The organism is Planctopirus hydrillae (assembly GCF_001707835.1).
GTDB lineage: Bacteria > Planctomycetota > Planctomycetia > Planctomycetales > Planctomycetaceae > Planctopirus > Planctopirus hydrillae.
This window is the reverse complement of record NZ_LYDR01000033.1, coordinates 91029-114560: the sequence shown is the minus strand read 5'-3', so window position 1 is coordinate 114560 and position 23532 is coordinate 91029. Positions and strand designations below refer to the sequence as shown.

The 23532-nt window shown below is 53.8% G+C and carries 18 protein-coding genes; 6 read left to right on the top strand and 12 right to left on the bottom strand.

Annotated features, from left to right (window positions below; translation table 11 throughout):
* Positions 1–64: 64 nt before the first annotated feature.
* Positions 65–520 (bottom strand): hypothetical protein, encoded by a 456-nt coding sequence (locus tag A6X21_RS02810; protein WP_131818157.1) that lies wholly within the window; start codon positions 518–520, stop codon positions 65–67.
* Between the two features lie 190 nt (positions 521–710).
* Here A6X21_RS02810 and A6X21_RS02805 point away from each other — a divergent pair, with 190 nt between their 5' ends.
* Both A6X21_RS02805 and A6X21_RS02800 read left to right on the top strand, forming a co-directional pair.
* Positions 711–1355: a DUF4304 domain-containing protein gene (locus A6X21_RS02805; RefSeq protein ID WP_068845985.1), complete on the top strand. Its 645-nt coding sequence runs from the start codon at positions 711–713 to the stop codon at positions 1353–1355.
* Between the two features lie 249 nt (positions 1356–1604).
* Positions 1605–3137 (top strand): RtcB family protein, encoded by a 1533-nt coding sequence (locus tag A6X21_RS02800; protein WP_240490144.1) that lies wholly within the window; start codon positions 1605–1607, stop codon positions 3135–3137.
* A 43-nt stretch (positions 3138–3180) separates the two neighbouring features.
* On the opposite strand, the gene A6X21_RS02795 is transcribed toward A6X21_RS02800, so the two are convergent.
* The gene (locus A6X21_RS02795; RefSeq protein WP_068845984.1) at positions 3181–3828 is read right to left on the bottom strand and encodes a hypothetical protein; all 648 of its coding nucleotides are present in this window, start codon (positions 3826–3828) and stop codon (positions 3181–3183) included.
* 132 nt (positions 3829–3960) lie between these two features.
* Positions 3961–5280 carry a DUF1552 domain-containing protein gene (locus A6X21_RS02790; RefSeq protein WP_068845983.1) on the bottom strand — a complete coding sequence of 440 codons (1320 nt, stop codon included), beginning with the start codon at positions 5278–5280 and terminating at the stop codon, positions 3961–3963.
* A gap of 469 nt (positions 5281–5749) precedes the next feature.
* Here A6X21_RS02790 and A6X21_RS02780 point away from each other — a divergent pair, with 469 nt between their 5' ends.
* Positions 5750–8548 carry a DUF2339 domain-containing protein gene (locus A6X21_RS02780; protein ID WP_068845981.1) on the top strand — a complete coding sequence of 933 codons (2799 nt, stop codon included), beginning with the start codon at positions 5750–5752 and terminating at the stop codon, positions 8546–8548.
* 143 nt (positions 8549–8691) lie between these two features.
* Here the strand turns inward: A6X21_RS02780 and A6X21_RS02775 are convergent, their stop codons facing one another.
* Genes A6X21_RS02775 through A6X21_RS02765 form a run of 3 tightly spaced genes read right to left on the bottom strand, consistent with a single transcriptional unit; the run spans position 8692 to position 10877 of the window.
* The gene (locus A6X21_RS02775; RefSeq protein WP_068845980.1) at positions 8692–10188 is read right to left on the bottom strand and encodes a serine/threonine-protein kinase; all 1497 of its coding nucleotides are present in this window, start codon (positions 10186–10188) and stop codon (positions 8692–8694) included.
* Between the two features lie 54 nt (positions 10189–10242).
* The gene (locus A6X21_RS02770) at positions 10243–10626 is read right to left on the bottom strand and encodes a type II toxin-antitoxin system RelE/ParE family toxin (RefSeq protein ID WP_068845979.1); all 384 of its coding nucleotides are present in this window, start codon (positions 10624–10626) and stop codon (positions 10243–10245) included.
* Complete coding sequence (locus tag A6X21_RS02765; RefSeq protein WP_068845978.1) at positions 10623–10877, bottom strand: ribbon-helix-helix domain-containing protein; 255 nt, start codon at positions 10875–10877, stop codon at positions 10623–10625. The genes A6X21_RS02770 and A6X21_RS02765 overlap by 4 nt, the downstream gene beginning before the upstream one ends.
* 271 nt (positions 10878–11148) lie before the next feature.
* Between A6X21_RS02765 and A6X21_RS02760 the strand changes: the two genes are divergently transcribed.
* Together A6X21_RS02760 and greA are read left to right on the top strand one after the other, a co-directional pair.
* Positions 11149–12285, top strand: coding sequence for a Gfo/Idh/MocA family protein (locus A6X21_RS02760; RefSeq protein WP_068846043.1), 1137 nt, complete (start codon positions 11149–11151; stop codon positions 12283–12285).
* A gap of 233 nt (positions 12286–12518) precedes the next feature.
* Positions 12519–13004, top strand: a complete 486-nt coding sequence (gene greA / locus A6X21_RS02755) for a transcription elongation factor GreA (protein WP_196349448.1) — start codon at positions 12519–12521, stop codon at positions 13002–13004.
* 89 nt (positions 13005–13093) lie between these two features.
* Here greA and A6X21_RS02750 read toward each other — a convergent pair whose 3' ends face one another.
* The gene (locus A6X21_RS02750; protein WP_068845977.1) at positions 13094–14578 is read right to left on the bottom strand and encodes a hypothetical protein; all 1485 of its coding nucleotides are present in this window, start codon (positions 14576–14578) and stop codon (positions 13094–13096) included.
* 279 nt (positions 14579–14857) lie between these two features.
* Positions 14858–17194 (bottom strand): DUF1592 domain-containing protein, encoded by a 2337-nt coding sequence (locus A6X21_RS02745; RefSeq protein WP_068846042.1) that lies wholly within the window; start codon positions 17192–17194, stop codon positions 14858–14860.
* 408 nt (positions 17195–17602) lie between these two features.
* On the opposite strand from A6X21_RS02745, the gene argC reads away from it, so the two are divergent.
* Positions 17603–18610 (top strand): N-acetyl-gamma-glutamyl-phosphate reductase, encoded by a 1008-nt coding sequence (gene argC, locus A6X21_RS02740; RefSeq protein WP_068846041.1) that lies wholly within the window; start codon positions 17603–17605, stop codon positions 18608–18610.
* 183 nt (positions 18611–18793) lie between these two features.
* Here argC and A6X21_RS02735 read toward each other — a convergent pair whose 3' ends face one another.
* From A6X21_RS02735 to A6X21_RS02720, 4 genes are all read right to left on the bottom strand, one after another.
* A complete protein-coding gene (locus A6X21_RS02735) occupies positions 18794–20023 on the bottom strand; it encodes a GTPase family protein (RefSeq protein WP_068845976.1) in 1230 nt (409 codons plus the stop codon).
* Positions 20023–20604, bottom strand: a complete 582-nt coding sequence (locus A6X21_RS02730; protein WP_083233356.1) for an isochorismatase family protein — start codon at positions 20602–20604, stop codon at positions 20023–20025. The genes A6X21_RS02735 and A6X21_RS02730 overlap by 1 nt, the downstream gene beginning before the upstream one ends.
* A 13-nt stretch (positions 20605–20617) precedes the next feature.
* On the bottom strand, positions 20618–21874 hold the full coding sequence (locus A6X21_RS02725; RefSeq protein ID WP_240490143.1) for a M16 family metallopeptidase: 1257 nt from the start codon (positions 21872–21874) through the stop codon (positions 20618–20620).
* A gap of 82 nt (positions 21875–21956) precedes the next feature.
* On the bottom strand, positions 21957–23198 hold the full coding sequence (locus A6X21_RS02720) for a M16 family metallopeptidase (protein ID WP_068845975.1): 1242 nt from the start codon (positions 23196–23198) through the stop codon (positions 21957–21959).
* Positions 23199–23532: the final 334 nt, after the last annotated feature.

Genomic DNA, 23532 nt, shown 5'->3' with positions numbered 1-23532 from the left:
GGTGCTACTTCAGCAGAGTGTGAAGTCTAAATCACAGGTACGGGGTAGAGATGTCGCCCGCCACCTAGTCCTCATCGTGGCACCAAAGCATTCCGATGTTTTGCGAATCCACTGCGATTACGCCAGTCTCGAATGTCGCACCAGCTACAGAGTTACAACTCAATCCGTAACTGGTGAATGTTCCATTAGTGAAAAAACGCACCTTGTCATCAAACATTGCAAGGAACAAGTCACGAATTGCCATCGCTTCAGCTTCATCCATCTCTCGATAGCTGCTGTATGCAAGGTCGAATTCGAGGATTCTGCAAATGATGGTGCCAGCTGTGGCTTCGTTGATTTCATCCCACCTCTCCCCTAATCCTTGAAATTTTATCCATTCTGGTTCGTTTTCGTTTATCGATTCAACAAAACGATCGATTTCAGAAAAGAGGGTGCCTTCTAACAGTGTCCGGGGCCGAAATTCGAGTGTGTGACATCTTCCTTGAGCGTCAATTGCGGCCCGGATATGTTCGATGCTCATTCGCATGACTTTCTGATTGGTGAAACATGGCCATACAACATTCAAGTGATTGGATCCTGCCACATACTCAGGTATGTGTACATGAAGTCCTCGAAATGCACCGGCATAGTTTATAATTCGATAGCTCAAATGATTGGCTAATTCGTTATTTGTTTCACAATTATCGTAGCAGGAAAGTTCTTCGACACATATGTCACCTGGCAAGTCCCTGGCGGATGTCCTCTTCGACGAAATAGTAAAACGAGCGGTGACATCCGTCCTGAAGCCTCTCGGTTTCCGCAAGTCCGCGATGAACTTTCATCGTCGGCATGAAAAGGTCATTCAGGTCGTCAATCTTCAGCTCAGCCAAGGCTCGTCACACGACGAGAAGACATTCTATGTCAATGTTGGCGTCGCGTTTGATGAGATTTGCCAACTGGCCAATCTAGAGATTCTTGAAAAACCGAATGAATACGAATGCGATTCTCGTGGTACACGGGATCGGCTCGAATGCCTCATTGATAACTTGCCGAAACAATGGTCAGTGCAAGCTGATCTCGATGTTGAACTCGTAGAAAGGCAATTGAGAGCAGCGATGGAGCAATTGGCCTTCGAATTTGCATCACTTGATGGCGTCGCGGCCTATCGAACGCATCGGTGGTTCGACCGTTTTCGCCCCAAACAGGAGAACGCGCAAGTTCTCTATATACTCGGCGACATGGACGGCGCGTTTCACGAAGTAAACCATTTATGTGAACTCTTCGCAGACAGGAAGACCATCAATCAGCCAAAGTGGTGGATTGACCAATTGGGTCTCTCGAAACTTTCCCACATCTTGGGCACACGATCTCCTTGAGATTAGCATTCACTCGATTCAACCAGATTGCTGATTTCGGGTGACATGGTGACAAGTGTTAACAACATTGTCGGCCTACACGTTATCTCGAACGAATAGAGTACAGCCCGTTCGTTCACTTCAAGGCAATCAATGGCGTATCACTGATTCAAGCTTTTTTGTTCAAATAACACGCCGGGTGAACCTTTTTCTTCCAGTCTTGTCCAGGAGTCGCTTGTTGATGTAAATGCCAATCATGTGGGCGCCATCTTGACCATTGATCCTCGTTTGACACGTCTGGATGCCACGCGTTTGCGTGTGAACAACGCTCGTGGCGTCGATGCGGTGTTGTTTGCCAACGAGCAGGTTCCGGTCGAAGGGGCTGCGGTCACGGAGTTGATCGAGTTTCTCGGTCTGCAGCAGACTGTCGAACGTGTCGCGGAGGCTTCGCCGGGGAGCTTCGATGAACCCCCGGGGATCACGCAGGTGGCCGTCACTCCCGACTTTCACAAGGCCAAAGGGATCCCCGTCGGCACGGTGTTGCAGACCAGGGGATTCGTCGTCCCGCAGGCCATCGGGAATGACATTAATTGTGGCATGCGGCTGCATGTCACATCCCTCCGGGCGGAGCAAGTCACCGGTAAACTGGATGAACTGGAGACGGCCTGCCGCCGCATTTACTTCGAAGGAGGCCGCAACATTCCCATGTCGCGTGCCCAGCGGGAAGCGTTGTTCAAAAATGGACTGACCGGTTTGCTGGAGGCTGTGCCGAAGTCGCAAACTGAGGGACTCTGGAGGCTGTTTCACGATCTCGACATTGGTCGCGAACTTGATCGCATCGACCAGCGTGGCAGCTTGAAGTCGAACCGGACTCTTGGCCTGAATGATTTCCTTGGGCCGGACGACCGTGTCAGCCGGGATGGCCAGATTGGCAGCATCGGGGGCGGGAACCACTTTGTGGAAATCCAGCGGATCGACAAGATCCACGACAAGGCAGTCGCCCACGCCTGGGGGCTGAAACCGGGGATGGTCACCGTGATGGTTCACACCGGATCGGTCTCGATTGGCCACTTCTGTGGCGGTTACTATCGTGACAAGGTGCGGGCCATCCACCCCGCCGAGCTCAAGCATCCGGACAACGGCATTTTCATTTTACCGACCGGCGAGGCTCACCGCGAAACCGCTGAACTCTTCTGGGATACGCTCAACAACGCCGCCAACTTCGCCTTTGCCAACCGCATGTTCCTGGCGATTATGGCGCTTGATTGCCTGCGTCAAGTGGTGGGCGAGGCCGATTTCCCGCTTCTTTACGACGCACCCCACAACCTGGTCTGGCAAGAGGAACGCGACGGAGCCGAGGTGGTCCTGCACCGCAAAGGGGCTTGTCCGGCGCGAGGGTTCGAGGCGATGGAAGAAACGCCGTTCGCGTATCAGGGAGAACCAGTGTTGGTGCCGGGATCGATGGGGGCGAACAGCTTTATCCTGGTGGGGCAGGGGAACGCCGCCTCGCTGTCGAGCGCCAGCCATGGCGCGGGCCGCACGCTCTCACGCGGCGACGCGATGAAGGGGCATCATGCCGAGTTCGAAGCCTTTCTGAAGGCGTTCCGCATTGTCACCCCGGTCGACCTGCGGCGGCCAGAAATCCGCCAGCGCCGCGATATCCTCGAAGCCAAACTCGCCGACATCAAGCAAGAAGCCCCCTTCGCCTTCAAAGGGATTGCTCCAGTTGTCGAAACGCTCACCGCCGCCGGTATCGCCAGACCCGTAGCAGAAGTGACACCGCTGATGACGGGGAAGGGGTGAGATTACCTTCGAGATCATATGATTAATCGAACTCGGAATTGCCTTATGAGATACACGGAGCGGCCACTGACCAGGGGAGTTGTTCAATCAGCGGCTTTTCATCTTTGGTCGTCACGAAGGCATAAAGCACGGTGCCGTGTTCGGACATGATTCCGTCGGCCAGGTTGACCGTGACATCGAACAGATAGCATTCCTTCACTTTACAAAAACGTTCCGGAATGAGTCGACGACGATAGGGTTGGTATTCGTCGTCCTTGAGCATACAGACGATTTCGGGATCTGCCGAAGATGTGGATTGGGTCTTGTAAATCTCCGCGAGCTGCTTGGCCGTTGAAGCAAGGCGATTGTGGTCAGCCGCAGGATCGAGTGATCCCAACACGGCGCCGACGTTGATGTTTGGGTTCGTGATGACCCCGTGGCATACAAGTCCAGCGAGAAGAGTCGGGTCTTTGCGAGCCTTCGAGCGGCAACCCTGAACTGCCTCCAAAGTTAAGCCGGAGTAGATCATCTTGCAGCCATTGATGGCCCAGATGATTGATACGAGCTTCACGGCACCGACAACAAGAGTAACGCCCGACAAAAGGACGCCAGCCCAGATTGGAATTTCCAATTCAGCCCAGATCTTCTCACTCTCCGGCTTCTTCATGAAGGCGTTGACGCGAATGGCCAGCTTTTTTTGATCGACATGCATAGAAGAGGAACTCTCTACACAAACGGCATCAAGTTTGAGCTTGCAGAGGTAATGTGCTGGTTGTCTGGGGATATGCCAGGCTGGTGCATTTCGAAGACTTCATGCACCCTACTGGAAAGGCAAAGGCGGACTCTATGCAATGCCCGTCAGTGGGCCGTCTTTGCAGTATTCCGGGTTGCCGAAGCGGTCGAGGTGGTGGCCGAAGGCGTGGGCGATCGAGAGGAGCAGCCGGTTGTGGGGCACGCGGTCGAACTTGAGCGACTGACCCATCTTGAAGCCGGGGGCGTTGCCGATCATTACAAACGGAATGTTATCCAGCGTATGGCTGTTCCCCTGGCCCAGTTCGTTCGTCCAGATCACGAGGGTGTTATCGAGCAGGCTCCCGCTGCCGTCAGCTTCCGGTGTGTTGGCCAGTTGCTGGCACAGGTAGGCAATCTGCTCACAATACCACTTGTTGATCTTCGTCAGCTTTTCCTGAGCCGATTCGTTGCTGTCCGGCTCGTGGGAAAGCTCGTGATGACCTTCTTCGACACCTGCCCACCGCATCTTGGCTCCACCCACTGAGTTCGTGAACTGGAACGTGGCAATCCGGTTGAAATCAGCGGCAAAACTGTGCACCAGCAGATCGGTCTGCTGCTTCGTCAGTTGCGGCATCTGGTCATTTTCATGACGCAGGCCCGGCTCAAGAACAGGGATGGCATGGCCCATCTCCATGTTCTTCGAAGATTCGATCTCCTGCTCCATGGCGCGCACAAACGAGGCGTGCTCTTCGATCAACTGGCGGTCGCGCGGGCTGACGTTTGCTTCCAGCCGCTTGAGATCGTCGAGGACATCATCGAGGATGCTCCCCAGGTTGGCCTGATCTTTCATGCGGCCGTAGAGCTTATGGAACATCTGGTAAGGATCATCAATCGGCGCGATGGGTTTATTACCGGCGGCATAGACCATACGCGTCCAGGTATCAGCCCGCTCAGGAACCATGACACCAAATTCGAGTGAGCCAAATCGAGTACGCGTTTCGGGCCGCGATTGCAGAAAGGTTTTGATCTCCTGATCGACCGAAATTCCGCTCGCCCAACCTGCGGGTGTATGCGAGCCCCCCTGGATGTTGCCCGGGAAGAGTTCGATCCCGGTGAGGAGGCAGCCGATGCCGCGCATGTGGTTATCGCCGTCGCCACCAATGCGGTCAGACACACCCTTCAGGAACAGCAGGCGATCTTTGAATGGAGCCAGTGGAGTCACGCTTTCGGGCAGTTCGAACTCAGTGCCTGTCTCTTTCGGCCAGAAGGTTTTCGGAACAATGCCGTTCGGGCTGAAGATCACCACCAGCCGCTGTTTGCGGGTTGTGGAATTGGCCAGAGCCAGGCTCGGCAAATTCAAGGCAAATGGGAGTGCGGCAGCAGAGACACCCAGGTCGCGGAGGAAACGACGGCGGCTGGCAGGGCTGAACATGGCGGGCTCCGATCGGGCAGGCGGGACGGATCAGCAGGCATTGATTCTTTATACTAATCGATCGACAACTTCTTTTGCCACTCTCTTTTTCCATCGAATTCTGGCAGAAAAATGGGGAGTTCTGAGGCATCTGCCACAGGTCGATGTGGACATTTTTATACATGCAGCCAACGATAAGTGCGGAATTCGCCTGGTGTCGCTCTGTTTTCGGGGCATCGGGGAGAGCTTTAGGGGCGTTGGGGAGGGAAGAGTCAGCAAGAACCGACTCTTCTTTTCGCCTTTTTGAGGTTGTGGCGGACCTTGTGTCATCTTCAGCAGCAGTCGTATTCCATACTTTGCACAGTCTGGCATTTGCTCTTCAAAAAATGGACGGGCCGACCGCACACGCGAAATCTTGCGAGCGAGATCGCTTCGATCAAGGCGGAAACGGGGCACGTTCATCAGGGCATGAGTGATAAGGAAGCTGGTCATGGAAGTATTCTACGGTCTGATCGGCATTATGTTTTTGGGCATGATGCTGATTATGCCATTTGTAATGGTGGGCATGCTGGCCAAGCTCAAGGAGGAAATGCTCACGCAACTGGGCCGAATGCTCACCCGCACAGAACAGCTCCGCGACTTACTCAACGCTCAGGGGCGCGAGATCGATCGCATTGCGACGATTGTTTCCAGGCCTGAAGCATCGATCTCCAGATCCAGCGTTCCCCAGCCAACGGCAGAAGTCGATCGACCTGCAGCCTCCGTTCCTGTTGTTGCTCAACAGGTGGTCAGTGAGTTACCACCTGCTGCAGTTCAGGCCGCTGATTCAACGCCATCGACCATCCCTGCAGAAGTGGTGCCCTATCTCAAAGAATCTCCCGGCGTCGCCAAGCCAGTCGTTGTGGCTGAGTTACAGGACTTTATCGACGAACCGGCAGTAGCAGCGTCTGTGCCCTGGACGGCGGCTGATAAAACACGTGAGGCCACGCGTGAAGCACGGCTGGAGAGTCTCCATCGAAGTCACAGCCAGGCACAGGCGATTCCGCAAGCCAAACCAGAAATGAAGCCTGTCGTCGAATCGGTTCCGGCAACAACCGAAATGTCAGAATTCGAGACTCAGGCCTATGAAGTCCTGAAGAAAATTCGCAACTGGATCTTTATTGGCGAAGATCAGATTCCGAAGGGTGTTTCGCTCGAGTATGCCATCGCCAGCCAGTGGTTGATGCGCATTGGCATTCTGGTATTGATCCTGGGCGTCGGGTTCTTCCTGCAATATTCGATTGAGAAGGGACTTATTTCACCTTTCGCCCGGCTGATGATGGCGGTCGTTACAGGTGTGGGGCTGATTGGTGGCGGGATCTGGCTGCTCCCGGGAAAGTTTCGCCTGCTGGGGCATGCCTTCATGGGCGGAGGTGTCACCACGCTCTACTTCTGTATTTATGCAGCCATGTTCCTGCTTAAACTCGAGAACGAGCCCACACGAGCACTCATCGACGAACCTACAGGCTTCGGGTTGATGATCGCGATGACGATCACGAGTGGCGTTCTGGCAGTCGGCTTCCGCTCACAGCTCATCGCGGTGATTGGTACGCTGGGTGGCTACGCAACTCCATTTCTGATTAGTGGAAATGGAAACGTGATTTCACTCTATATTTACCTGCTGATTTTAGGAGCGGGCATCTTTCTGATGTCGCTGCGAGTCTACTGGCCGCTGATCCATACGATCAATATCCTGGGAACGTATGGCATTGTGATTCTCTCACTGCCAGTCGATCAGCCGGAAAAGATCGTGCAGGCTGCCTGGTTGCTGGCAGGCATGTTTGCACTCTTTTCCAGCATGACATTCATGTATCAGATTGTCTGGAAAAAATGTTCTAATGCCCTCGATATCCTGCTGCTGCTCATCAATGTGGCCGTCTTCTTTACTCAGGTCTATCAGTTAATTGAACCTGTATATGGCCAGCGGATGATGGCGGTTATCTCCATCGGTTTATCTGTCTTTTACACGCTGCATGCCTTTGCTCTCCTGCAGCGCCGACTGGTAGATCGTCCTCTGTCGATAGCGTTTACTGCTTTATCGATGATTTTTCTTGTGATCGCGATCCCGCTGGCGGTTTCCGAGAAGTGGATTACTGTTGTCTGGGCAGCCGTCGCGATCACTCTGGCCTGGATGGGGAAAAAGATCGGCAGCGAACTGCTGCGATTGTCGGGTTCGCTTGTCTGTCTGTTAGTGATGATCCGGCTGGTCGGGTTTGATTTCCCCCTCGGATTCTCATCGACGCTGACATCAACGGTGCCAGTGAAACTGGTTATTCTGCAGTTCCTGGAGCGTCTGGTTCAGTTTGGCATTCCTGTAGCGGGTCTCTGGATTGTGGGTTACTTCCAGCGGCAACCTTTGGAAACCAGCGGGATCGAAAGTGAGTCCCGGCAACTTCGCCAGGCAAACGATCTGGCTCCGCTATCGTTTGCACAGCAGCTAGCAGGCTTTCTGAATGTGGCCAGCTATGTCTTGCTGTTTATTTATCTCAATGCCGAATGTGTCAGAACCTTGGGCTACTTTGATGAGCGTCTGAGATATCTGGCCATTACTACAATCTGGGCGGGCTATGCCCTGGGCCTGCTCTTGGCCTCGAATCGTCGGCAATCGCCCATTAAGCTCGCCTTAAGTCTCATAATGATGATTGCCCTGTTAGGAAAACTGGTCTTTGTTGATCTGAATCCGATGAGCGAGATCGGAATTCAATACACCTTGCCCTACGCATGGCTGAATTCGGAGCGCGAGGTTTCGAGTATTCAGATCTGGGTGAATGCGGTTTATCGCCTGATTGACGTTCTGATGGTGCTGTCGACACTGGTGGCGAGTGCTGTGATTGCAGGGAGGCGAGGTGAAGATCGTCTCGTGTTGCAGCGGCTGTATTCGATCACTGCGCTGCTGTTACTGTTTGGCTGGTTGACAGCAGAAATCTACGAACTATGCCGCGTGTTCAGCCCCGGTTTGCGAGATGGCGCGGTCTCGATGCTCTGGTCGGTCTTTGCTTTGGGAATGCTGCTTTATGGCATTACTCGTCACGCGAAAGAGTGGCGTTATGTGGCTCTCGGACTCTTTGGGGTCGTGGCCATCAAGGTCTTTATGATCGACCTGGCCGAGCTGGATTCGTTCTATCGAATTGTGGCCTTTATCGTCCTGGGAATCGTGATTCTCGGTGGATCGGCGCTCTATCTGAAGAATCGAGAGAGCTTTGAAACGGGTCTTGATGAGAGTGGTCAGGACTCACCGGAATCTACTTGAAGCCGATGCTTCAGGGAATAGAAGCCACTGAGATATGTAGCATTTAGAATATTTACAGGCGGATGTGTAAAGAGGAGTCGTTCGGTTCCATTGCCGTCTCGTGGGTCTCGCTCTTGAGAGTGTCTCGATAACTCAATCACGACTCAGCTTTTGCGTTTAAGTAAAGCCTCTTGATTCAGATAAATCGCTGTTCCCGCGATTATTGCGAGCCAGAGGATCAAGCGAGTCCAGAAGCCTGATGAACTTTGCTCAGGTTCATTTTTGATCGCATTGGCGAACTCACTGGCCTGATAGCGGATATCCTGTTCGGGATCGGCCTTTTGAAGTCGCAGAGCGATCTCAGCAAAGCGTGAGGATTGTGGCCACGGCTTCCCCAGAAGCTTCAGACCTGCTTTGCGGGCTTCCGGTTCCGGGCGTTCCAGGAGTTGACCAGCGGCTGTCACTGTCTTCTGACTGAGCTGATCGAACGAAAGCAGAGTGGCGACAGCTTGTTGTCGTTCACCAGAGTCTGTTCCTGAAAGCTTTTCGCGCCATGCGGCCTCGATTTTTTCCAGACGAAAACTTGCCGAGCGGTAGGCAAAACAGGCTTCAATCAGAAAAACTGCCAGGATAATGATGGCGATGATCAGAGATTGTTGTGTTCTCAATGCTCCTGCAGGTGAAGTGGGGATTTCTTCGTCAGAATCCATGCGGACCGTCGATTGAATGGCAGGCCCAAGAGCCACTGCTGGTGCACTTCCAAGAGCCGCCTTTAGGAAAAAATTGTCCGACGAAGGTGTCACAGCCTGATGGTCAACATCAGCGACTGTCCCGCGTGAAGGGAGGGCAATCGCTTCGAGGCGTTTGGCGACGATGGCAGCCGAGGCGGGGCGTGCCTCGGGATTTTTTGCCAGCAGATCGACAATCAGCGCATCAAGTGCCGCAGGGCAATCGAGCATGCGAGTGGCCACATGCGGGATCGGTGCCTCAACATGTTTCTGCAAAGTTTCCGCCGGGTGATTTCCCATATACGGGGGATTGCCCGTCAGCAATTCGAATAAAACACAGCCGAGGGCATAGAGATCGGTGCGGGCAGAAACGGGAGGCTTGCCGCGGATCTGCTCCGGGGCCATGTAGTAAAAGGTACCGACGGTTTTGCCGGCTTTCGTGATCTTCTGGCCCGAGGAGATCGTTGCCAGGCCAAAATCGGCCAGTTTCAGTTGACCGTTTTTCCCGATGAGGAAGTTTCCTGGTTTGACGTCGCGGTGAATAACGCCCTGTTCATGAGCGTAGCCCAGACCGGCACACATCTGCATGCCCATTTCGATCACTTTATCCCAAGAATATCTCCCTTTCTTGCGAAGCTCATCGGCTAAAGTCCCACCTTCGACAAGTTCCATCGCATAGAAACGCTGCTTGGTTTTGCAGACACCACCAAAGCAGTGCACGATATTCGGGTGCCGTAATTGTTTGAGAACCTCCATTTCCCGCTCAAACCGGGCAAGAATAGTGGCATTCTGAGCGACATCATCCGGCAACAGTTTCAGTGCCACTTCGCGATCGTTACCGACGTATCTCGCCCGGTAAACGACACCCATGCCCCCTTCGCCGAGTTTTTCGGTGAGTTCAAAGGGCCAGATCCATCGCGATTCGGTGGTCATGAGGAGAGCTTTCATCCCACGTGGAATACATGATGCGAATTCAGTGCGGGAGAATTATATCTGGTCTGCGGAAGGCTCGCGAAATCGACGATGCAGCAGATCAATTTCATGTTTCAGCCCAGGCACAAGTTCGCTGAGCCTGGCCGGAATATCACGAGCAGTGTGTATGACTGTCAGGACGACCACCGATTGTTGGTGAGTATCACAAACAATCAGATGCTTATTGACTCGGTAAAATCGTAAAAATTCGTGCAGATCATTTATCTGCTCAAGCCGGTCTGAGTGTTCACGCAGATGTTCCAGACCTTGCTGAAGTTCATCCAGATACTTCGCAGCAACATGTTCTCCCCATCGAAGTACGGATTCGTCATAGATGTTCTGAAGATCGAGCAGCGCTTGCCGTGTCAATTGGATGAAGTGACGCTGCCGAGACGTCATGAGGGATTTCTCTTCATGAGAGCCCTTAAATCACCCTCATAAGGTACGACACGACCATCGATTGCATCGTTGTAACCCGCAACAATCGATTCGCGAACCTGCGCTGCTTCATCCTGCCGTTTACGCTGCCACAACAGGTGTTCGACAAACTCACTGGCATTCGTGAAGTTTGTACCATCGCCACTGTTGGCATCCACAAAAGCTTGTAATTCGTCCGTTAGTTGGAGAGTCAGAGGATGAACTTCTGCCATACCGTTTTCCTTCCTTCACTCCATGATATTACGAAAAATTGTGATGGCCGGGTAATCCCAATCACCGCAGAACAATCGAATCGTGCTGATTCTCAACTTTCTGTGAATTTGAGAGTTACCTGCGATTTGAATCAAAAACGTCTTCAAATTCTCAGGAAAGACGGCAGTGGCGCAGCGAACGCATCAAAGCTTGGTTATTATCGCCTGCTGAACGAGGTTTGGCCAGATGGTGGTCGCCCGCATTCCATTCATTTCTCCAATGAACGTCATCATGAAGAATCTGAATATTGGCATGATTGGCTACGGCTTTATGGGCCGGACTCACTCCAACGCTTACTCACAGGTCAATCACTTTTTTCCATTGAAGTACAAACCGGTGCTGAAGGCGGTTTGTGCCCGCGATGCGGAAAAGGTGCGGTCATTCGCTGATCAGTGGGGTTATGAATCTGTCGAAACCGACTGGAGAAAGGTTGTTGAACGCAAAGATATCGACGCGATCGATATCTGCACTCCCAATAACCTGCACAAGGACATTGCTCTGGCGGCGGCAGCGAATGGCAAAATGGTGCTGTGTGAAAAACCACTCTCGATGAACACCGCCGAAGGTGAAGAGATGGTCGCCGCCATTGAACGTGCAGGCGTTCCTAACACCGTCTGGTACAACTACCGCCGGGCACCTGCCGTGACGTTGGCCAAGCAACTCATTGATTCTGGTAAGCTGGGCCGCATTTTCCATTACCGGGCGAACTTCCTGCAGGATTGGACCATTTCCGCAGATCTGCCACAGGGCGGGGCTGCTCTCTGGCGGCTCGATGCGGCTGCTGCGGGTTCGGGTGTGACTGGCGACCTGCTGGCCCATTGTATTGATACTGCACTCTGGCTGAATGGATCGATCACTGATGTCAGTGCGATGACAGAGACATTCATCAAGGAGCGTAAGCACACACTCACCGGGCAGATCGAGAAAGTCAGCATTGACGATGCCTGTACGTTCTTCTGTCACTTCAAGAATGGATCGTTAGGGTTGTTTGAATCGACCCGGTACGCCCGTGGCCATAAAGCACTCTACACACTGGAAGTGAATGGCGAGCACGCCTCTCTCAAGTGGGATCTGCACGATCTCCACCGTTTGCAGTGGTTCGATCATGGCGACGAAGGGATTGTCCGTGGGTGGCGTTCGGTTCATGTTTCCGACGGCGATCAGCCTTACATGAAGAACTGGTGGGTTCCTGGTCTGCAGATTGGGTACGAACACACGTTTATTCATCAGGTGGCCGATTTCCTGAAAGCCCTTGAAGAAGGTAAGCCTTGCTCACCAACATTCCGCGAAGCTTTGGAAACACAGAAGGTTTGTGATGCGGTGATCTCCAGTGCTAAAGAGCGAACCTGGAAGACGATTGAGTCGTAAATGTAATCTGCACAAGCAGTTCTGCCGCGCGAAGCTGCCAGGGCAGGTCAGGCGGTGGAAACTGGGTGGGCTTTGTGTTACGCTTTTCTTAAGGAAGGCGGGCTGTTGAACGACAGCCCTGCCTTTTTCGTTTCCAATGCCGGTCTTTCAGCATGGCAACTCGATCGAGTGGCCATGCATTTTTCATGATATGAAGCTTATTTGCCTGTGAATTCACAGGCCGTGTGGAGTCTGTGATGGAACTGCAACCAATCTCTCGCGAGGGTTACGACAAGCTCAAGGAAGAAATCCGCAAGCTTGAGCACGACGACATGCCCAAAATCGCGGAGGCGATTGCCGAGGCGCGCGCTGAGGGGGATCTGAAAGAAAACGCCGAGTATCACGGCCAGCGCGAAGAGCAGGGGCGTTTGCAGGCACGGATTAACTCTCTCAAGTCGAAGCTGGCGAGCTGCTACATCGTCGACAAATCCACCCTTCCTAAAGGGGTTGTCGCATTCGGAACACGTGTCACTGTCAAAAATACCGACGACGGCGATATCGAAAAGTACGAGTTCGTGGGGCCGGGTGAAGAAGACTACATGAGCGATGTCATGAAGATTCTCACAACCAGCCCATTGGCCAGTGCTCTGTTGGGCAAGAAGGTTAACGACAAAGTCTCGATTCAGGTTCCTCGCGGCACCATCAACTACGAGATCACCGAGATCGAAGAACTCGCGTAATCGTTTCGTTCATGGCAGGGTACTTGAACGATCAATACCCTGCTGTTGAACTCAGTTTTCATTGCAGCAGATTTGACTCTGCAGGCGGCTTATGGAACAGCGAGTGTGGGCGCACCTGAGCCTGCCGCAGGGACACCAAAGCTCAGACCTTCGACGAACTCCAGGTCTTCCTTGCCGAACTTCTCCAGAAGCGAAGAATCAAGCGAGAACAGGAGCGAAGTCTGGCGCCCCGTACGTTCGGCCACGAGGAAGTAGATCCACGTCAGAGCCTGCTCTTTTTGGATCCCCTGGGCCACCACGCGGTAAACGAATCGTCCGTTGGCGGCCGGTATGACCTCTTTCTTGGGCATTGTCCGGAATCGCTCACCCAAAGCGGTCCGAATATCAGATTCAAACTCGGCTTCGGGAAGGTGACTTCCCGGCTGGGCATTAGGAAGCGGCGAGATATTGCACTGAGCAATGAGCTGACCATCCTTCATCTTGCGGAAGATCGCCACCTGCGGTGTTTCATGGTACAGATGCCACAACCGACCATGCAGGATCGTCAGACCCCAGGGAGCATCGAACCGCACGCGCATTTGCCGGGTGGTGGGCAGGACGGTGGCTTCATCGACATATTTGGTTTCGCCCACACGGCCGGGAATCTGTGCCGGTCGGCGACGTAGTCGCAAGCGAGCCGTAATGTCGAGCCCGGGGCTGATCGCGCCAATCGAGCGTTTTTCCACCTGGGAAAGTTCGACTTCAGCGATCGATTTTGAAGTGAGGTCGTAATCCAGATTTCCGGAGATTGTGACTTTTGTCGTCGCTCCTTCAATGGCCCCATTCAATTCGCCTTCGAAGGAAATTCGAGCCATATTCCCCGTGACTCCCACGAATGTGCAGGTCAGCTTCTGATCGACCACAGCCTCGACAGCCACGAACATGGGCAACACCCAGTAATCCGGAGTCCAGGTCTCTCCCGGTTTGACGGCTTTTCCTGGCAGAAGCGCAATCAAAGAGAGCGTGTCGCCTGGCGTCTGGAGCAGTTCCATTTCGTCAGTCGTCATCGGGCCGCCCAGGCTGTAGAGCTCGATGCCTTCCAGGCGGCCCTGGGCGACAATCAGCCGGAGTGTCTCAGCAAGTTGCCTGCGGGAGGCTTCGCCAGCGACAACGATATCGGCAGTCGTCTGTTCGTATTCGCGAATGGAACGCAATGCTTCCGCATCGCGGCCCGGCCCCAGGAGTCGGCGTTCACGAAAAGAAATTCCGGCGTTGAGTTTCAGTGGCAGCGATTTGGCCTGCGCTTTTTCGTCTTGTGTCTGCACCTGGCCAATGACTTCGATCCGTGCACCAATCCCGAACACGCGGAAGTCATCAGCCGGCTCTTCCAGCGTATAGACGGCATCTTCCTCAGCACGAAGCAGTGGCATCCCGTGCCCCAGACACGCCCCGGCAGCCAGCGTAAGGCAAGCCGTAAGTGCTTCTCTGCGATGGAGTTCGAGTGTTGATCTCAGTTGCTTTGAGTCAGTTTGTGGTGAGCCAGACTGTCGAGAGGCTGTCTGTGGTTCGATTGATGAATTCAGATCCTGGCGCATATCGACCGCTTCCCATCAGAGCATACGACCATCCCTGCCGTGCGAAATCGCCCGCATCCTTGAAGAATCGCCAACTTCCGCCATCATGGCAACCCCGTCTTTGCCGGTTCCGTATCGGGTTCTCCAGCCAGAACATGGTTGGTGGGTGGGGCGGTCAGCTCGTGGACGGATTGTCGAGGAGCCTCACGACAAAATGCCATTCCGCCCACTCTTGTTTGGCAACGTCAGTTTTAATGGCGAGGGGATTGCTCAGCGATGAGTTTGAACACCATATTGTGTTCACTTCGCAGCGGTTTCGGCAGTCTCTGGAACGCGGGCTGTCGCGACAGCAATGGCCACGGCCAGCTCGCGGATATTCAGGTTTGAGGCCGCAAACTTCTGATCAAGTTGTGTCAGGAGATCTTTGCTGTAGGCTGGCCAGGCCTGCTTTACGAGATTCTGGAAGAGCTGCTGTGTGAAAGCGGCTCGCGTTTCCGGGCTCGTCGCCAGGAACTCGGCCAGTGCCCGGCTCCCCGCAAACTTCTCTTCAACCCCAGCCCGAGTGAGATATTGCCCAGTCGCATCCACTGGCTTCCCTTTTTCTTCAGCCCGGAAGCGGCCCACAGCATCAAACGATTCCAGTGGAAAGCCCAGTGGATTGATCAGGTTGTGGCAGGTGCGACACATCTCCGCTTTGGTCTGTAAATCGACACGTTCACGTGTTGAAAGATTGGGATGCAAATCGGCTGGCTCGGGAGAAACAGCAATTGGTGGCATTTTGAGCGAACGGCCCAGCACACTGCGCGTAACAAACACGCCGCGGTGAATCGGAGATGTTGTCGAAGTATAGGCAAAGCCCGCCATCAGGAAGGGATGAGTCAACACCCCGGCCCGCTGGCCATTATCGATACGCACTTTCTGGAAATCTGCATTCTCAGGTAGGTCGGCTCCATAAAATTTCGCGAGGGGACCATTCATCCAGATGTGATCTTCGAGAAGAAGCTGCTTAAGGCTCGCTTCATGACTCTGCAGAACTTCATCAACAAACAGTTCGAGTGACGTACGCAGATCGCTGACAATCGCTGGCGTAAATTCGGGATATTGCTGGGAGTCTTTAGCGATATCGTGCAAATGCTCAACACGCACCCAGTTCAACAGAAAGGTCTTCAGCTTGGCTTTGCCGGCATCGGTACGGACTAAGCGTTCTGCCTGCCGCTGAAGCTGATCAGGCTTTTGCAGTTCATTTTTGGCAGCCGCATCTCGCAACTGCTGATCAGGAATGGTGTCGCAGAGCGTGAACGAGAGTCGCGAGGCGACATTCCATGGGTCATTCGGCGAACCAACAATCTCACGATAGAGAAATCTGGGGGATTTGAGCGTCAGCAGCACAATACGCTGCACGGCTGTTTCGAGATCTTCGGTGGCATCGAGCCAGCGATCGACCATGCGCGCCTTTTCGTCGTCCGAAAGTGGCCTGCGATGAGCTCGTTCGACAAAGCGGATGCTGAACTCCCGAACTTTTCGCTTCTTCTCCTCCGGATTGGCATCGCGACCGTAACCCGCCAGGTCTTTGAGTTTCCTCGCGACATACGCTGCCGTTTCAATGGCGGCATCGGTCGTCGATTGCTCCCATTCTTTCGAGATGCTGTTCCCACGCTCATAGCCGGCACTGCGATCATCAGGCGGGAAGGGAGTGTTGACAATAAAAACTTCGGGTGTCCACGCGGGGAGCAGATAACGCGAAGGGATCAGCTCTTCTGTTTTGTGTGGTGGTCGCCACCACAGGGCAATCGCGGCCGTCTTTTCTTTCGCATTTTTCGATTTGAACATCTGTAGACGCAGTCGATATCGGCGGCCACCTAACAGGTTGACGCGCTCTCGCCATTCGACATCGTTCCCTGAACGAACACGACCATCGATGAGGATTTTGGATTCATCGTTGAGCCAGAATTCCACACCATTCGCGGTCTTGATGATGATTTCGTATTCGCCAGTTTCGGGAGCTACGAGCGAACCCGTCCAGTGAATCGAGAATTCATCGCTGGCCATTTCGACATCAGGCAGGGGCTTTCCTTCACCAAAATCGAACTGCACGACAGGATCAATCCGTTCGAGCTTCTTGTCTTCTTTGCGGAAGCGACGCCCATCGAAATAGGTCGCTTTCAAGCCGAACTCGTTGGTGTTCTCGTAACCTCCACGAAAACTGCCGAGCAAATCGGTGACGGCCTGCTGGTATTGCCTGACAGTGAGGCGGGAAAGTTCAATGCGGGAGGGAGAATTTCGAATCTGGGCATCGGGAGAATAGAAGGCGTCGTAAATGTATCGAGCCACATCTTCCGACTGAGTTTTGTCGAGTTGTTCGGGCTCGCCTTCGGGCATGGTGGCATCGATGATGCGGGTCAGTTCAACAATCGATGCATCGCCGATCAAGGGAGTTTTGTAGCTTTCCGTTCCTCCTTCGCCGGCCGTGCCATGGCAACTGGCGCACTTCTGGGCAAAAAGAGCCTGTCCACGAACTTTTGCGGCGTGGTGCGGGTCTTCTTCGCCATAGATCGAGGAATTCATCCAGGCACAGCCGAGGAGCACCACGCAGACGGTGAGGTTTTGCAAAAACCAGAACTTGGAGGTGTGGGGCATCATATCCTCTCGACTTGGCGGAAGGTGTCTGGTGTTGACCAGTCTGGGGAAGGCTGTCGTGCGGGCAGGAACCTTGCGGGCGGGTGATCGATTCAGCCAGGCAGAATAATCTGCCCGACTTATCGACATTCTTTGATGGTACGGTTGCGGATGGCTGGCGTCAAATTTCCACTGTTTTCCACTTTTCCACTGTGGCAAAGAGTGTTGATGAAATGTGCAGCTTCGCAGCCTGTGGTGGCTGTTCGGCAGGCATCCTTCACGTCAAACTCTCGCTCAACAGAGTTGCTGCCCACTGAAAATGCAGGGCGGGTCTTTTGTTCAGTAGATGACAAGTTCGATCTCGATGGGCTGGCTTTGGAGGCTTATCGTGACTTTTTTGGGCCAGTCAGTATCAGGGAAAGCAGGAATATGACACGCGTCGCCATACTTGGTGGAACAGGGTACACCGCACTGGAACTCCTCAAGATTCTGGCCCGGCATTCGAGCGCCAAAGTGACGGCGATCACCAGCCGCACGGAAACCAGTCCGATTCGCGAGATTCACCCGTCCTTGGCGGGGCGATTTGATCTTTCATTAGAGAATCTTTCCCCACAACAACTCAAAGAGCGGGCCGATGTCGTCTTCTGCTGCTTGCCCCATGTGGCCAGTATGGAAGCTGTTCCCGGCCATCTCGAAGTCGGGTTGAAAGTGATTGACCTGAGTGCGGATTACCGTCTGAAAGATCCCGAAGTTTATGCCAAATGGTACGGGCACGCTCATACGGATGCGGGTCGATTGAGTTCGGCTGTGTATGGTTTGCCAGAGCTTTATCGCGATCGCATTCGAGGGACCAATCTCATTGCCAACCCGGGTTGTTACACCAGCACATCGATCCTGGCATTAGCCCCCTTGATTCAACAAGGGCTTGTGGAGCCAACCGGGATTATCATCGACGCGAAGAGTGGAGTTTCCGGTGCGGGGCGGACACCGAAACAGAACATTCTCTTTGCGGAGTGCAATGAAAGTTTCGGTGCGTACTCGGTGGGCAATCATCGCCATCAACCCGAAATTGAACAGATTCTTTCGGAGTCCAGCGGCCGTAACGTGGATGTGATCTTCACTCCTCATTTGACACCGATGGATCGAGGGATCGAAGCCACCATTTATGCAGTTCCAAAGGCCAAGGCGACACAACAGGAACTGCTGGAAGTCTGCAGGGCCTTTTATCAGGAGAGCCCTTTTGTCCGAGTGGTTGATCGAATTCCAACCACTAAAGATTCGGCCTATACCAACTTTTTTGATATGACGATCCGCATTGTCAAGGATCGCGTCGTGATCCTGGCTTGCCTCGATAATCTCATTAAAGGGGCCAGTGGAGTGGCCATTCAGAACTTCAACCTGATGTATGGCTATCCTGAGACCGATGGCCTGCTGTAACTATTGATTTTCGGGATTGTTTCGCGCGAAGTCGCGAAGAGTGTGAAAGAAATGGAGAGAGTTTAGGACTTTATGCATAAGTGCCATGCTTGCGGCTCGGAGCAAGCATGCTGAATCGACTCTGTACACGCCATTGATTTCTGGATTGGGCAAAAGGTCTTTTCAACAGGATTTTGTGACGAATCAGCCGGGCTGCCCATCCGATGATGAACTCTCTCGATGGGTTCTCTTCCTCCAGATTTCTCCTGCAAGGCTGGCCTGGTTTTTCAAATGTTCCCGAAACTCCTGAGTCGAAGGGAACTGGCCGGTTCGTTCACGTTCAATGGCCCAGATGATGGTCTGGCCGAGTCCGTAAGTTGTCGCAAATGCCAGTGCTGATGACGTGACTGAGCCAACGTAAGGAATGATCTTAAGGAGCTCACGCAGACCCTGGCGGGCGATCATCTGGCCGGAGACTGCCGAAACCAGTTGTGCAATTCGCGAACCCGAGTATTGATAGCGATATTCATTCGAGATCTGCCAGGCCAGTGCTGCTTGTATTCCCACCACCACAGGGAGATCAAACCACGGGACAGGGATGGCACCAGCCACGGCTGCGGCACTGCTGTAAATCCAGAGTGTCCGCTGCAGCCGTGTGGCGAGATTGGCGGGCAATCCGGCCTGGGCTCGCTGGAACTGCTGCAGTTGGGAGAGTTGCACCATGGCGGCATCGGGCAATAGCGAGCAGATATCGAGCGTCAGTTCTTGAGCCCCGAGAAAAGGGTTCGTGAAGCCGTCTTCTGGCTGCGTAAAGTCAATGGTAGCGTGTCCATGGATGAACTGGCCGAAGGTGACGAGTTGCTGCTCGATCGATCTCGCGAGTGCTGATGGCCAGGGTGGCACCTCCGGGGCCGTGCTGGATTTCTCGGCTGCCAGCATTTCTGCCGGATGATCCTGTCCCGGATAAGCCTCATGCAGATGCGTGAGCACAAGGAGGATAGGGATTTGTGACGATTGCTTACGAATCTGCTGCAGCAGGGCGACCATTTCGGCTTGTGCATGATCCATGGCCCGCACGACGAGCAGAATGAGATGTGCCTCTGTCGCCAGCGATGCCACATCGGGCTCGTGGTCGTAACCGGCTTCACCCAATCCGCGTGTATCCAGAAAGGTCAGCAGTGGTTTCTCGATCGATGGAAAGTCGTAGCGGTTCGTGCACTTTGTTTGCGGCCTGAAGCCATTCCCGATCTCGGCGGTGGTTGATTCCGTAAGATAGCGGATAATCGAGGTTTTCCCACTGCCGGTTTTTCCCAGCAGCCAGAGGACTGGCGTCGGGAAATCGACGGGCGGTCGATCCGACTTTGTCGCATCAGTTGCTTTGCCACCGATGTTCGCGACGGGATCTTTCTTCCAGAATTTCCAGAAGGGAGCCATCAGTCACCTCGTGTCGATTTGATGAGCTGGCTGATTGTCTTGAACTGGGGTGCCTTTGAAGTCTGGCACCATTCAAACAGAACGGATTCAGTCGAAACGATGATCGCACCGGCCTGCATCATTCGCTGAAGTGCCCAGTGAACATCGTCGGGGCGATAGCTGCCGGTGGCATCGTAAGGGATAAAGACCTGATAGCCCAGGGCCAGCAGATCGAGTGCTGTCTGAAGAATGCAGATATGCGATTCAATTCCGCACAAGACGATTTGCGTTCGTTCCGTGGTCGCTTCATCAGCGGGCTTCCAATTGAGAGCCGACCAGCCACTGAATTCGAGTTTGGAAAGCACCTGAGTGCATGAGCTTTGCAGGCTTTCGATGGTTGATCCCAGCTTTTCCGGGTATTGCTCAGTGGCGATGATGGGGATTGGCCAGCAGGCTGCGGCTTGCACCAGAACTTCGACCCGCCGAACGATTCGTTCCGACTGATGAATAACTGGTAACAATCTGGTTTGCAGATCGCAGACAATCAGCGTCGATAAACTCGCCTCGAGTGACAAGGGGGGCTTGCGAATTGTCTCGACCATGGAAGCGGCATCCTTAAAGTATGGCCGTGTTCGGACCGACAGAGACCGTGGATGTCAACAGGAGTGGGAACTCGCGAATGACATTTTGCAAATCATCCATCGTCACCTGATCAAGTGCTGCCAGTTCATCGTCGAGAGAACGGTATTCCATCCGGGAGTGCCAGTTCTGGCCAATGGCCAGCATCCGGTGCATCGGTTGCTCGCCACGCGAAACCAGCCTTGTCGCCAGCAGATTGCGCGCCTGCTCCATCTCCTCGACGGTGATTGGTTTCGTTTTCAGTTCATCGAGCACTTTGCGAACGGCTTGCCAGTTTTCTTCAGCGACTTCGGGATCGCAGCAGAGATAAGTCAGCCATGTGCCACAACCTTGGTAGTCGCTGTAAGAGATCTCGGCGATATCCGTTAAGCCCGGGTCAACCAGTTCCCAATAGAGGCGGCTGTTCGAATCGTCGCCAACAATAATGGAGACCATCTCGGCGGCATATCGAAGTCGATGGCACGAATCCGGGGCTGGAGAGATCGACATGATGTGCTGCTGCTGGAGAGCCGGTTTTGGGATAACGACTGTTTGTGCTGCCGGAGCAGCACAGCGACAAGGATGTGCGGTTTCCCCAGCGGGCCAGTGACCGCACTCTTTCGAAGCCAGTTCCAGAATCTGATTCCAGTCAAAATTCCCGGCAATAACGAGCGCGATGTTCCCTGCGAGGTAATGCTCGCGGTGGTAGGTCTTCATCTGCTCAGCCGTCAAAGACTGAATGCTCTGCGGAGTGCCAAGGATCGGTTGACCCAAGGGATGCTCGCGGAAATGAAGCTGCATGACATGGTCGTAGGCGACGTAAACCGGTTGATCGGCATACTCGGCGATTTCTTCCAGAATCACCTGTTTCTCAGTGGTAAAGTCGTCTTCGCGCAGGCTGGGGAAGAGAATGGCCGCTTGAAGCGGGAAGACCGTTTCAAAGTATTCTGGCAGGACGGCAGCATAGAAGGTGGTGACTTCTTCACCGGTCGAGGCGTTGTAGTTGCAGCCAAGATCGTCAAAGAGTCGGTTGACCGTCTCAGCGGGAAGTTGATCCGTTCCTTTGAAAACCATGTGCTCGAGAAAGTGACTGACACCACTTTCGCAGGCATGATTTTCGTCCCGGGCACCTGTGTGGACAAAGAAGCCAAAGGCGACACTCTGGGCACTGGGGCGATGCTCGCCCAGAATCGTCAGACCATTGGAAAGTTTGGCTTGCTGGAGCATAGGCTTCTGCTGGTAGTACTGCGTCATAGAAAAACGTCGATATTCAAATATTCTGGTTCAGGCACAGCTTGAGGGAAATCCCGGCGATTCGCTGTTCGTAACAGAACTGTCATTGATTGAAGTGAATGACTAAAGGTTGGGGGCCGACAGTCAGGATCTGCAGATTCGCCAATGGCCAGCGATCAAGATAGGCAAGAAGATCAGAAACTGTCAGATCTTCGATCTGCTGCTTCAGGCTTTGCAAAGTACGGACGTAACCCAGTTGATACCAGTCTCGTGCAATGGACGCAGCCCGGGAAGATGTCGAATCCTGTGCCATCACAAGTGAACTCTTGGCGAGAGCCTTGCACCGGGCCAGTTCTTCCCCGGCAATACCCAGCTTGAGTCGCTGAAGTTCCGCTAAAAGAACATCGAGGGTTTCCTGAGCCCGCTCGTTCTGACTGCTGGCAGAGCAGATCACCCGGGCTGCCCCTTTGAGTGAATGCAGGTTGGCACTGACCGAATAGCAGAGACCTCGTTTCTCGCGAACTTCGGTAAACAACCGCGAACTCATCCCTCCGCTCAAAATGCTGACAATCGCCCACGCTTTGAGATAATCCGGGTGAGTGGAGTCTGCTGCCGGGTAGGCAATGCCGATCTGTGTCTGCTGGGACTCATGCGTTAAATGATCATAACCACCTGTGGTCGGAGGAAGTGGTGGTGCGGTGATCTCGCCAGGTTGCCAGTCGCCCAGCAGCTTTTCGAGCGTGGGGAGCAGGTCGTTCAGTGCCAATGAACTGGCGACACTGAAGATCGCCTGGTGTGGCTGAAGAGAACTCTTCGCCAACTGGCGGACATCGTCCATGTCAATCGCGGGAAGGTCGGCCAGTTCACCATCGGCAGGAATGCCCCAGGGCGCAGGATAAGTGCGGCGGCGAAGTTCCAGTGTCAGCTTCTGGCGTGGGTCGTCTTCGTTCGATGCGAGGGTCATTTCAAGCCCGGAGCGGGCCGCGTCGAATTCCTCTTCGGGAAGGTGCGGCCTGCGAAGAATGTCGGCATAGACGGGCAAAGTCTCGACCAGATTGCGGGCTTGCGTCACTCCGGAAAGCACCAGATGGGCGGGAGTGATTGACTCTTCGTTCTGCACACCCAGCAGACTGAGTTGGCCCAACAGTTCCCTTCCTGATCGTTGGCCCGCACCGCGGAAGAGAAGATCGGCCAGAATAGTTGATGTTCCCGCTTTACCGGGCTGCTGGTAAACGCTGCCGCCGGGCAACAGCCAGCAGAAGGCTGCGGCTCGTGTGTCGGGCATTCTTTCGGAAACAATCGCCAGCCCATTGGGCAGAACGATCGATTCAATCTGTTGTTGCATGTCGCCTCAAGTCTGTCGTGATGATCGTCCAGCAGATCCGCTGCTTCAGCCCTCTCGTCGTTTCAAACATTGGCTATCGTCGTCACGACGATGGCTACTGGAACAACTGACGAACACTGGACTTACAGCAGTATTGACGATTGGCGAGAGCGAGGCAAATCTGATGCGTTAGTTCGCGGAACATTTTTGCGTCGCTGGAAACGAGGATCATACGGCCCGCAATTCGCCTCGATGGAGAATATGAGCGATTTTTGCGAGAATACAGGTGTCGGAAGAGTCATTGGCAGTCGTGAAAATTGGTCGGCGAAAAAGAATCTGAAACAATTACTCAAGT

Coding starts and splice junctions, on each gene's coding strand:
- A6X21_RS02760 (WP_068846043.1), top strand. CDS start 11,149: ATGAAGAATCTGAATATTGGCATGATTGGCTACGGCTTTATGGGCCGG.
- A6X21_RS02720 (WP_068845975.1), bottom strand. CDS start 23,198: ATGCAACAACAGATTGAATCGATCGTTCTGCCCAATGGGCTGGCGATT.
- A6X21_RS02730 (WP_083233356.1), bottom strand. CDS start 20,604: ATGGTCGAGACAATTCGCAAGCCCCCCTTGTCACTCGAGGCGAGTTTA.
- A6X21_RS02780 (WP_068845981.1), top strand. CDS start 5,750: ATGGAAGTATTCTACGGTCTGATCGGCATTATGTTTTTGGGCATGATG.
- A6X21_RS02805 (WP_068845985.1), top strand. CDS start 711: ATGTCACCTGGCAAGTCCCTGGCGGATGTCCTCTTCGACGAAATAGTA.
- argC (WP_068846041.1), top strand. CDS start 17,603: ATGACACGCGTCGCCATACTTGGTGGAACAGGGTACACCGCACTGGAA.
- A6X21_RS02775 (WP_068845980.1), bottom strand. CDS start 10,188: ATGACCACCGAATCGCGATGGATCTGGCCCTTTGAACTCACCGAAAAA.
- A6X21_RS02745 (WP_068846042.1), bottom strand. CDS start 17,194: ATGCCCCACACCTCCAAGTTCTGGTTTTTGCAAAACCTCACCGTCTGC.
- A6X21_RS02810 (WP_131818157.1), bottom strand. CDS start 520: ATGAGCATCGAACATATCCGGGCCGCAATTGACGCTCAAGGAAGATGT.
- A6X21_RS02765 (WP_068845978.1), bottom strand. CDS start 10,877: ATGGCAGAAGTTCATCCTCTGACTCTCCAACTAACGGACGAATTACAA.
- A6X21_RS02725 (WP_240490143.1), bottom strand. CDS start 21,874: ATGACGCAGTACTACCAGCAGAAGCCTATGCTCCAGCAAGCCAAACTT.
- A6X21_RS02795 (WP_068845984.1), bottom strand. CDS start 3,828: ATGCATGTCGATCAAAAAAAGCTGGCCATTCGCGTCAACGCCTTCATG.
- A6X21_RS02790 (WP_068845983.1), bottom strand. CDS start 5,280: ATGTTCAGCCCTGCCAGCCGCCGTCGTTTCCTCCGCGACCTGGGTGTC.
- A6X21_RS02735 (WP_068845976.1), bottom strand. CDS start 20,023: ATGGCTCCCTTCTGGAAATTCTGGAAGAAAGATCCCGTCGCGAACATC.
- A6X21_RS02770 (WP_068845979.1), bottom strand. CDS start 10,626: ATGACGTCTCGGCAGCGTCACTTCATCCAATTGACACGGCAAGCGCTG.
- A6X21_RS02750 (WP_068845977.1), bottom strand. CDS start 14,578: ATGCGCCAGGATCTGAATTCATCAATCGAACCACAGACAGCCTCTCGA.